Source organism: Variovorax sp. RA8 (genome assembly GCF_901827175.1).
GTDB lineage: Bacteria > Pseudomonadota > Gammaproteobacteria > Burkholderiales > Burkholderiaceae_C > Variovorax.
In genome coordinates, this window is sequence record NZ_LR594662.1 from 1,281,979 (window position 1) to 1,291,556 (window position 9,578).

At 65.0% G+C, this 9,578-nt stretch carries 9 protein-coding genes; 6 read left to right on the forward strand and 3 right to left on the reverse strand.

All coding sequences use genetic code 11. From position 1 onward, the window contains the following. Positions 1-1,752 carry a nitrite/sulfite reductase gene (locus E5P3_RS06130; RefSeq protein WP_162585172.1) on the reverse strand — a complete coding sequence of 584 codons (1,752 nt, stop codon included), beginning with the start codon at positions 1,750-1,752 and terminating at the stop codon, positions 1-3. Continuing rightward, positions 1,739-2,344, reverse strand: coding sequence for an amino acid synthesis family protein (locus tag E5P3_RS06135; RefSeq protein WP_162585173.1), 606 nt, complete (start codon positions 2,342-2,344; stop codon positions 1,739-1,741). The genes E5P3_RS06130 and E5P3_RS06135 overlap by 14 nt, the downstream gene beginning before the upstream one ends. A 185-nt stretch (positions 2,345-2,529) precedes the next feature. Here E5P3_RS06135 and alaC point away from each other — a divergent pair, with 185 nt between their 5' ends. Beyond that, positions 2,530-3,744 carry an alanine transaminase gene (gene alaC, locus E5P3_RS06140; RefSeq protein ID WP_162585174.1) on the forward strand — a complete coding sequence of 405 codons (1,215 nt, stop codon included), beginning with the start codon at positions 2,530-2,532 and terminating at the stop codon, positions 3,742-3,744. 6 nt (positions 3,745-3,750) lie between these two features. On the opposite strand, the gene E5P3_RS06145 is transcribed toward alaC, so the two are convergent. After that, positions 3,751-5,172 (reverse strand): aminotransferase-like domain-containing protein, encoded by a 1,422-nt coding sequence (locus E5P3_RS06145; protein WP_162585175.1) that lies wholly within the window; start codon positions 5,170-5,172, stop codon positions 3,751-3,753. 86 nt (positions 5,173-5,258) lie between these two features. Here E5P3_RS06145 and E5P3_RS06150 point away from each other — a divergent pair, with 86 nt between their 5' ends. From E5P3_RS06150 to E5P3_RS06170, 5 genes are all read left to right on the forward strand, one after another. Further along, entirely contained in the window at positions 5,259-6,890 is a 1,632-nt protein-coding gene (locus E5P3_RS06150) for a cbb3-type cytochrome c oxidase subunit I (protein ID WP_162585176.1), read from the forward strand. Positions 6,891-6,895: 5 nt separating this feature from the next. Then, complete coding sequence (locus E5P3_RS06155) at positions 6,896-7,606, forward strand: cbb3-type cytochrome c oxidase subunit II (protein WP_162585177.1); 711 nt, start codon at positions 6,896-6,898, stop codon at positions 7,604-7,606. Further along, positions 7,581-8,192, forward strand: coding sequence for a c-type cytochrome (locus tag E5P3_RS06160; RefSeq protein WP_162585178.1), 612 nt, complete (start codon positions 7,581-7,583; stop codon positions 8,190-8,192). The genes E5P3_RS06155 and E5P3_RS06160 overlap by 26 nt, the downstream gene beginning before the upstream one ends. Then, complete coding sequence (locus tag E5P3_RS06165) at positions 8,192-8,821, forward strand: SCO family protein (RefSeq protein ID WP_174263039.1); 630 nt, start codon at positions 8,192-8,194, stop codon at positions 8,819-8,821. Before E5P3_RS06160 ends, E5P3_RS06165 begins: the two co-directional genes overlap by 1 nt. 95 nt (positions 8,822-8,916) lie before the next feature. After that, on the forward strand, positions 8,917-9,462 hold the full coding sequence (locus tag E5P3_RS06170; protein ID WP_162585179.1) for a hypothetical protein: 546 nt from the start codon (positions 8,917-8,919) through the stop codon (positions 9,460-9,462). The last annotated feature ends 116 nt before the right edge of the window (positions 9,463-9,578 follow it).

The window sequence follows — 9,578 nt, forward strand, 5'->3', positions numbered from 1 at the left end:
TCACTGGTCGGCCTCTGTGCCGGCTTTCGCCTTGGATGCATTGCTCGAGAGGGCGGGATCGGCGTAGACATCGTGCTTGAACTGTTCGATGCCGAGCCTTTCCACCACATCCACGAACCGCTCGGCGTCGCTGTCCCGGTGCGACAGATACGTCTGCACCAGCCGTTCTACGACGCCTGGCACCTGGTCGCGCGCGAAGGATGGTCCGATGATCCGGCCAATGGCCGCGCCGCCACTGCGAACGCCAGCATCGCCGCCTAGCGTGACGATGCCTCCGTTCTGGCGCCCGCCGATCGTGACCTGGTACCACTCCTCGCCGCCCTTGTCGACACCGAGCACGCCGATGTGACCGACATGATGATGCCCGCAGGCATTGATGCAGCCCGAGATGTTGAGGTCGAGCTCCCCGATGTCGAACAGGTGGTCCAGATCGTCGAAGCGCTGCTGGATCGCGTCGACGATCGGGATGGACACCGCATTCGCGAGCGAGCAGAAATCGCCCCCTGGGCACGAGATGATGTTGGTCAGCAACCCGACGTTCGGCGTCGCGAGGCCCAGCACATCCAGTTCACGCCAGAGCTGGTAGAGCTGGTCACGCCGCACATCGGCAAGGATCAGGTTCTGCTCATGGGAAACACGCAGTTCGCCGAACCCGTGGCGATCGGCAAGGTCGGCCACGGCGTCCATCTGGTCAGCGGTGATGTCTCCCGGCGGTACGCCGTTCTTCTTTAGGGACAGTGTCACGGCAGCGTAACCCGCGACGCGGTGCCCGTGCACGTTCATTCGCAGCCAGCGTGAGAACCTCGGGTCCTCGGCGGCATGCGATTCGCACCGGTCATCCGAGTCGGCTGCGGCCGAGTCGTAGTCAGGCCACGTGAAACGCCCCGAGATGCGCCGAACATCCGCCTCAAGAATCGTGTCAGGTCCCTCCTTGATGCGCTGCCATTGTTCGTCGACCTGCGCAGCGAAGACTTCCGGCGTCAGGTCTCTGACGAGGATCTTGATGCGGGCCTTGTATTTGTTGTCGCGCCGGCCGTGGAGGTTGTACACGCGCAGCGTCGCCTGAAGGTAGGTCAGGAGATGCGGCCATGCGACGAAAGGCTTGATCAGCTTTCCGACGATCGGCGTGCGGCCCATGCCCCCGCCGACCCAGACGCGAAAGCCTGTCTGGCCGTCCTGCTCGACAGCTTGCAGTCCGATGTCGTGGACGCCGACCGCAGCGCGGTCCGTGAGTGCGCCGCTGACGGCGATCTTGAACTTCCGTGGCAGGAAAGCAAACTCCGGGTGCAGCATGGACCATTGGCGAATCAGTTCGCACCAGACGAGCGGATTGATGACCTCGTCGGGCGCGATACCGGCGAAGTGGTCCGTTGTGGTGTTGCGAATGCAGTTGCCGCTGGTCTGGATCGCATGCATCTGCACGGTCGCCAATTCGGCAAGGATGGTTGGAACGTCCTCCAGTCGGGGCCAGTTGAATTGGATGTTCTGGCGCGTGCTGAAGTGGCCGTAGCCGCGGTCCCAGCGCCGCGCGACATGCGCGAGCATGCGCAACTGCTTCGAGTTCAGCATGCCGTAGGGGATGGCCACGCGCAGCATCGGTGCGTGGCGTTGGATATAGAGACCATTCTGCAGTCTCAGCGTCCGGAACTCATCCTCGGTCAGTTGCCCCGCGAGGAAGCGGCGCGTCTGGTCGCCGAACTGGGTAACACGTTCCTCGACCAGCCGCTGGTCGATTTCGTCATAGACGTACATGGGAGTTTCCTTCCAGCTGTGGCCGTCGTTCTAACGCGACGTCGTCCTTCGACAGGCCGCCGACGCGCGCATGGATCCGCCCGCCGGTAGCCATGGCCAGCGCAAAGAGAATTTCGTTCGGCCGTGGCCCATCCTGCACGCCGACTTCGATCGACGAGAAGTGGCTCCGGACGAAAGCCGTCTGGATGTGGTGGAGCGGCACCATCAGCCGGTACCCTGCCGAGGCCACAGCCTTGACGGAGGGGACGATCGCTTTCGGGTCGTCCAGCGCTTCGCGCATCGCCCACCCTCCGGCTTCGTGCCAGACGGCGCCGTGCTCCAACTCGCCGCTCACGCCTACTATGGCTGCCTTTCCGTAAGCTTCGATACGCGGCTTGCCCAACGCGGCGATGAGCTCGTTGGCCAGGCTCGCGCCAAGGGACCGAAGCTCTGCCATGAAGGCCAGGAGGTTGGGCTCGAAGCGGCCGGCATAGGGATTGCGAACCACGGCGCAGGCCACGGCGACGCGCACGGGCAGCACGGGAGGCGGCCCGCCTTCGTGGAAGACTGTTTCGATGCAGAGGCTTCGTTTGCGGACTTCGATCAAGGACACGTGCGGCTCGGGTGCTGAGGAGCTTCGAGCGTAGGGGCGCCCCGGCGGCCTGGACAGCAGCAGTGGTCCACAGAAAAACCGGAGCAGCGAACTTCGCTACGATGTTGGCGGCTGCTGCGTGTCCCGCATGCGTTGCAGCCGACGTCGCTCGGACGGTTCCGGGCGCTAACGTGAAAGAGAACTCCATGTCTGCCTCCACTGGCAAGCGCCGCTTTGCGCGCATCGATCGCCTTCCTCCCTACGTCTTCAACATCACCGCCGAACTCAAGATGGCTGCGCGACGGCGCGGCGAAGACATCATCGACATGAGCATGGGGAATCCCGACGGCGCCACGCCGGCACACATCGTGGCCAAACTCGTCGAGGTGGTGCAGCGGCCCGATACCCATGGCTATTCGGCTTCCAAAGGCATTCCTCGCCTGCGCCGAGCCATCTCGCACTGGTACAAGGACCGTTATGGCGTGGACATCGATCCGGACACCGAGGCCATCGCGACCATTGGCTCCAAGGAGGGACTGGCGCACCTGATGCTTGCCACACTGGACCGTGGGGACACCGTCCTGGTGCCGGATCCGAGCTACCCCATCCACATCTACGGCGCGGTGATCGCCGGCGCTGACATACGCTCCGTGCCCTTGACGCCCGACGTGGATTTCTTTGCCGAACTCGAGCGTGCGATCCGCGGCAGCTATCCAAAGCCGAAGATGATCGTGCTGGGTTTTCCGAGCAATCCCACGGCACAGTGCGTCGAACTCGAGTTCTTCGAACGCGTGATCGCGCTGGCACGCAAGCACGACATCTTCGTCGTGCACGATCTCGCCTATGCCGACATCGTCTTCGACGGCTGGAAGGCGCCTTCGATCATGCAGGTGCCAGGGGCCAAGGACATCGCCGTGGAGTTCTTCACGCTGTCGAAGAGCTACAACATGGCGGGGTGGCGCATCGGCTTCATGGTCGGCAACCCCGACCTGGTGGCCGCGTTGGCGCGCATCAAGAGTTATCACGACTACGGCACGTTCACCCCACTGCAGGTGGCGGCCATCGCCGCACTCGAGGGCGACCAGCAGTGCACGCGCGATATCGCGGCGCAGTACCAGAAGCGTCGCGACGTGCTGGTCAAGGGTTTGAGCGGAGCAGGATGGGCAGTGGAGAAACCCAAGGCCTCGATGTACGTCTGGGCGCGCATCCCGCAGGCCTACAGCGAACTCGGTTCACTGGAATTCGCCAAGCAACTGATGGCGAACGCCAAGGTCTGCGTCTCGCCGGGCATTGGTTTCGGCGACTACGGCGACACGCACGTGCGCTTCGCGCTGATCGAGAATGAAGCGCGCATCAGGCAGGCGGTGCGCGGTATCCGAACCATGTTCCGCGCAGATGGTTTGATGGCCGCGCCCACGTAGGCCGACTCATCCGGCGCGGTGCGCCTTTGCGAGCCGCCCCAATGTTGCGAGCGCCTGTTCCGCCCGCGCATCCCACGCGTGGCCGTAGTTGAGCCGCAGGCAGTTCGTGAACGCGCGCGTGGCGGAAAAGATCGGCCCGGGCGCGACGCTGATGCCGAGCGACAGCGCATGGCGGTGGATCGCCAGCGCATCGGTGCCTTCCGGCAGCTCGAGCCAAAGGAAGTATCCGCCCGCAGGGCGGGTTGCGCGGGTTCCGGCCGGGAAGAAGTGGCCCACTGCCTGCGCAAAGGTGACCTGTTGCTCTGCCAGCGTCCGCCGGAGCTTGCGCAGATGCTTGTCGAAGGCCCCGCGCTCGAGGTAGGTGGCCAGCGCGAGCTGCGCGGGCGCGGAGGTACTGAGGGTGGTTGTGAGCTTCTGACGCGCCACTGCGCGCGCATAGCGCCCGGGGGCCGCCCAGCCGATGCGGTAGCCCGGCGCGAGGCACTTCGAGAACGAGGAGCAATGCAGCACCAGGCCCTGCGTATCGAAGGCCTTGGCAGGCGCGGGACGCTTGTTGTCGAAGTAGAGCTCGGCATAGACGTCGTCTTCGATCAAAGGAAGGTCGTGACGCGCGAGGAGGTCCACCAGCGCCTTCTTCTTTTCCTCGGGCATCAGGCTGCCGAGAGGGTTCTGGAACGTGGTCATCAGCCAGCACGCCTTCGGCTTGTGCCGTGCGATGGCATGTTCCAGCGCAGTGAGATCGACGCCGTCCCGAGTGTGGGTCGGCACTTCGATGGCCTGCAGCCCCATGCGCTCGAGCGCCTGCAGTGCAGCATAGAAAGTCGGCGATTCCACGACCACGGAGTCTCCCGGGCGGGCGACCGCCGCGAGGCAAAGGGTCAAGGCTTCCAGCGCGCCATTGGTGACGACGATCTCGTCCGTGTGCACGTGCAGCCCGTCGGCCAGATAGCGCAGCGCGATCTGGCGCCTCAAGGCCGCGTTGCCGGGTGTCAGGTCGTCGACGGTGCTCCAAGGATCGAGCGACTGGGCGCTCGAGGCCATGGCCTGGCCCAGGCGCGCCAGGGGGAACAGCAGCGGGCTCGGAAACGCGGAGCCAAAAGGCACCACATCGCGCGTCATGCTGGACTCGAGGATCTCGAACACCCGCTCGCTCACGTCGAGTGAAATCGACTCGTCTTTCGGCTGCGAGGTCAGATCAGGTTCCGGCGGAACGCGCCGAATGCCGCCTGATACGAAGTACCCGGATCTCTCTCTCGCACGGATGAGCCCACGTGCTTCGAGAAGGTAGTAGGCCTGGAACACGGTCGATGGGCTGACGCCACGGCTGGTGCTGGTGTGACGTACGGATGCCAGGCGATCGCCGGGGCGCAGCACGCCTGTGCGAATGGATTCCTCGACGTCTGCGGCAAGTGCTTCGTAGCGTTTCATCTGGGCCTCTATTTTTATTCTGCTCTGGTTTTTACCGGTTCAACTGCTGATTTCAAATCTGATCGGGCTTGCCTAGCATCCTGGGCATGAATCCCACCGCACTGCTGCTGGCCACGTTCCTGCTCTCCATCGTCGGCCTGTTCGCGTTCATCTGGTCCTTGCGCAAAGGCTTGTTCGACGCCGAATCCACGGGCGCACGTACCATCTTTTCGTCAGGTGAGGTGGGGCAGCCCGAGGAGCCTTCGGCGAGCCTGGAGCAAAAACGCCGTCTTGAGGAGGTCGCCGCCGCGCAAGCGGCGCCTGCGCGCGGCATGGCACCCAGCGAAGCGATGGTCCGCGAAGAGGCCGACCGTTCCAGCGCGTTCCCGGCTTTCGTTCTCATCGGCTCGGCCGTCGTCTGGCTGATCGTGGCCTCCGCCGCGGGTCTGCTGAGCTCGCTCAAGCTGCATTGGGCCGATCTGCTGACGGACCAGGCCTGGCTCACGCTGGGCCGGCTGCGCACGGTACATCTCAATGCGGTCGCCTATGGCTGGGCTCCGTTGGGTTTGCTGGGGCTGGCCATCTGGATGCTGCCGCGATTGCTCAGGACGCAGCTGCAGGGCGGTCGCCTGGTCATCGTCGGCGCCGTGCTCTGGAATGCGGGTCTGATCGCGGGGCTGGGCGCGATAGCCATCGGCCTGAGTGCAGGCCTGGAGTGGCTGGAGATCCCATGGCAGATCGGCGGCCTGTTCGCCGCTGGCGGCTTGCTCATCGGCCTGCCGATGGCGCTGATGCTGCAACGCCGCCAGGTGCATCACCTGTACGTATCGGTCTGGTACATGGGTGCGGCCCTGTTCTGGTTTCCGACGCTCTACATCGTGGCCAAGATCCCTGGCGTGCATTTCGGCGTCGAGCAGGCGACGATGAACTGGTGGTTCGGCCACAACGTGCTGGGCCTGTTCTACACGCCCCTGTCGCTCGCCTGCGTCTACTACTTCCTGCCCAAGGTCATCGGCCGGCCGGTTCGTTCCTACAACCTCTCGCTGCTGGGCTTCTGGACGCTCGCCTTCTTCTATGGCCAGGTCGGCGCGCATCACCTGATCGGCGGACCGATACCCGAGTGGCTGATCACGCTTTCGATCGTGCAGAGCGTGATGATGATCATCCCGGTGGTGGCGTTCTCGCTCAACCAGCATCTCACGCTCAAGGGCCACTTCAGCGCGCTGCGGCACTCGCATGTGCTGCGCTTCATCTTCTTCGGCGCGGTGATGTACACGCTGGCATCGCTGCAGGGCTCGCTGGAGGCGCTGCGCTCGCTGAACGCGGTCACGCACTTCACCCATTTCACTGTGGCGCATGCGCATCTCGGAATGTACGGCTTCGTGTCGATGGTGATCTTCGGCGGCATCTACTTCGCCATGCCGCGCATCCTTGACACGCGCTGGCCGATGCCCGTGCTCATCAGCCTGCACTTCTGGCTCGTCGTCGCCGGCTTCTCGGTCTACATGCTCACCCTGAGCATCGGCGGCATCTTGCAGGGCCTGATCCTGCTCGATCCGGCGCGGCCATTCATGGATTCGGTCGCTGTCACGCTGCCGTGGCTGCAGGGCCGTTCCATCGGCGGCGCGCTGATGACGCTCGGCCACCTGGTGTTTGCGTGGCATGTGTTGCTGATCACCGCACGCTCGGGCGTGTTCACCCAGACCGACCGCGTCGCCGTCCAGGCTTCCGCCGCCTGAACAACATGGAGAACGAACTCAAGCTCGTCAGCGGCGCCATGGTGACGCTGTCGCTCGCCACGGCCGCGATGATCATCGTGCCCTTCCTGCAATTGAAGGATGAGCCCGCGCCGCCGGCGCTCAAGCCCTACACCAGCCAGGAGCTGCGAGGCCGCACGGTCTACATGGCCAACGGCTGCATCGCTTGCCACACGCAGCAGCCCAGCACCACGGGCGCGGGCGTCGCCGATGCGCGACGCGGCTGGGGCCGGGCCTCCGTCGCCGGCGACTACCACTACGACGCGCCGCCGTTGCTGGGGACCATGCGCACCGGGCCGGACCTGTTCAACATCGGCGTTCGCCAGCCCAGCGGTGACTGGCACCTCGGCCACCTGTTCCAGCCGCGCGCATATGTGCCCGGCAGCATCATGCCGTCCTACCGCTTCCTGTTCGAGGTCAAGGACGAAGGCTCGCAGGCCAAGACCGAACGGCTCGTCGTGCTTCCGCCCGGAACCGTGCCGCTTTCCAAGGTCGTGGTCGCGACCCCGGACGCGCTGGATCTCGTGGCCTACCTGCAGAGCCTGAAGCACGAATACTCGGTGCTTACGCCGGCGCAGGCGGATCTCGTCACGCGCATGCTGCCGGCCGGACGCAAAGTCGATCCGCACGCCGTCGCAGCTCCTACGCCCGAAGCCCCCGCAGGAAAGAACGATGCAGCAGCCCGAACAAAGCCGTAAGAGCGAGCACGCAGATCCGCACGAGCAGTACAACCCGGTGCCACGTGTGGTGCTGGGCTTGGCATTGGCTCTCGTGGTCTGGGCCGTCGCCTACATCCTGATGGCGCGTCCCGATGGGCTGGCGGGGCTGGGCGACCAGCGCTTGCCGAACACACTGGCGCAAGGGACTGCGACGCTGCAAGGCGCGGCGGTCGATGGGCGCCAACTGTTCGTCGCCAAGTGCCAGGCTTGCCATCAAGCGAACGGCCAAGGCTTGCCTGGCGTGTTCCCCCCGCTGGCCGGCGCATCGTGGGTGAAGGGCTCGGTTGAGGTTCCCGTCCAGATCCTGTTGCACGGTCTCAACGGTCCCATCGAAGTCGCAGGCGCCACGTACAACGGCGCGATGCCCGCCTTCGGTGAGCAGTTGAATGACGCGGAACTGGCCGCCGTGCTCAGCTTTGTCCGCGGCGAGTGGGGCAACAGCAGTCCTACCGTCGAGGTCGAGGTGGTTCAAAGCGCGCGCAAGGTGTCCGCGGAGCGCACCGAGCCGTGGTCCAGTGCTGCCGACCTCGAGAAGTTTCTGGCCTCGACGGGGGCAAGGCCGTGATGTCGGACTGGCGCACGCCGGCCGCGGCGATGCTGGTCGCTGTCTCGGCGTTGTGCGCGTTTGGCGGCATCACCCATGGGTTCGCCGCGGTGACATCCGATGGCGTGCGTCGGGCCGATATCGCCAGCGCACCCCGCGCACTGCCGGCGCTCGGACTCGTCGACTCAATGGGACGGAGCCTTTCGCTGAGCGACTATGCCAGCTCGTCGAAGCACGTCACCTTCGTCACGCTGGTGTATGTCCGGTGCCAAACCGTCTGCCTGACAAGCGCCGCGGGCCAGTCCTGGCTGCAAGGGGAAATCCCGGCACGCGGCCTGGCCGATCGCGTGAAGCTGCTCACGCTCAGCTTCGATCCTCACAACGACACGCCGACGGAGCTGGCCGCGTATGCCAGGCGCCTCGATGCAAACCCAGATTTCTGGCGCTTCGCTACGTTGCGCGATGCGCGCGACCTGCAGGCCTTGCTGAAGCTGTTCAGTATCGTCGTCCTGCCGGACGGACTGGGCGGCTATTCGCACAATGCGGCGCTGTTCCTGGTGGGCCGGGACGGGCGATTGAGCCACGCCTACGATGTCGACCGCCCCGATGTCGCGCTGGCCGACTACCTGCGCGGGGGCGCCGGAACGTGAGCACCGAGCCCTGGAGGCGCGCTGCGCTTCGCAGCGAGGCAGTGAGTCTTCTATTGGCCGCGCTTGCGTTCGCCCATCCCTGGCTCGAACACACCATGGCACGCCACATGGGCCTGGAACTGCCGGCCTTGTTCATTCTGGGCTGGCTTGCAGCGGCCCGCGCCAGTGGAAGGCTGAGCGGCGCGCTGGCAGACTGGAATGTCAACGGTGTACCTGGCCTCCTCTTCGCGCTCTGCGTCACGGGATTCTGGATGGTTCCGGCTGCACTGGATCGGGCCGTGCTACACGACGGCTTCGCGATTGCCAAGATCGCCAGCCTCGTGGTGGCCGGCCTGCTCGCGCGAGCATCGTGGCCTTCCGCGGGAATCGTCGTCCAGGGCTTCTTCGTGCTGAACTGGTTCTGGATGACCCTGACGGCAGGCCTGCTCTACCAGGAGGCGCCGCAGCAGCTGTGCAGCGTCTACCTGATCGATCAGCAAGCCCAGGCCGGCACGGCGATCGTGGTCTGGGCGCTGGCCGGTCTGGGTGCATGGCTGGGGTGCGTGGTTCACACGATTCAGGAGATTGGTGAACGTGATCGCGGAGATGGCGGGGACCGCATCGACGACTTGTTGATCCGAGTAGCCAGCGACGCGCACTGAACTCAAGTCGGCCTCGGCGACAGTTCCGCTCGATGAAACCAGCAGCCGGACAAAACGGATCAACGCGTCTCGCTTCGCGTCACCGCTCGCTGCGCCGGCGCGGACCTGCTTCATCG

Coding starts and splice junctions, on each gene's coding strand:
- alaC (WP_162585174.1), top strand. CDS start 2,530: ATGTCTGCCTCCACTGGCAAGCGCCGCTTTGCGCGCATCGATCGCCTT.
- E5P3_RS06160 (WP_162585178.1), top strand. CDS start 7,581: ATGCAGCAGCCCGAACAAAGCCGTAAGAGCGAGCACGCAGATCCGCAC.
- E5P3_RS06150 (WP_162585176.1), top strand. CDS start 5,259: ATGAATCCCACCGCACTGCTGCTGGCCACGTTCCTGCTCTCCATCGTC.
- E5P3_RS06170 (WP_162585179.1), top strand. CDS start 8,917: ATGGCACGCCACATGGGCCTGGAACTGCCGGCCTTGTTCATTCTGGGC.
- E5P3_RS06130 (WP_162585172.1), bottom strand. CDS start 1,752: ATGTACGTCTATGACGAAATCGACCAGCGGCTGGTCGAGGAACGTGTT.
- E5P3_RS06145 (WP_162585175.1), bottom strand. CDS start 5,172: ATGAAACGCTACGAAGCACTTGCCGCAGACGTCGAGGAATCCATTCGC.
- E5P3_RS06165 (WP_174263039.1), top strand. CDS start 8,192: ATGTCGGACTGGCGCACGCCGGCCGCGGCGATGCTGGTCGCTGTCTCG.
- E5P3_RS06155 (WP_162585177.1), top strand. CDS start 6,896: ATGGAGAACGAACTCAAGCTCGTCAGCGGCGCCATGGTGACGCTGTCG.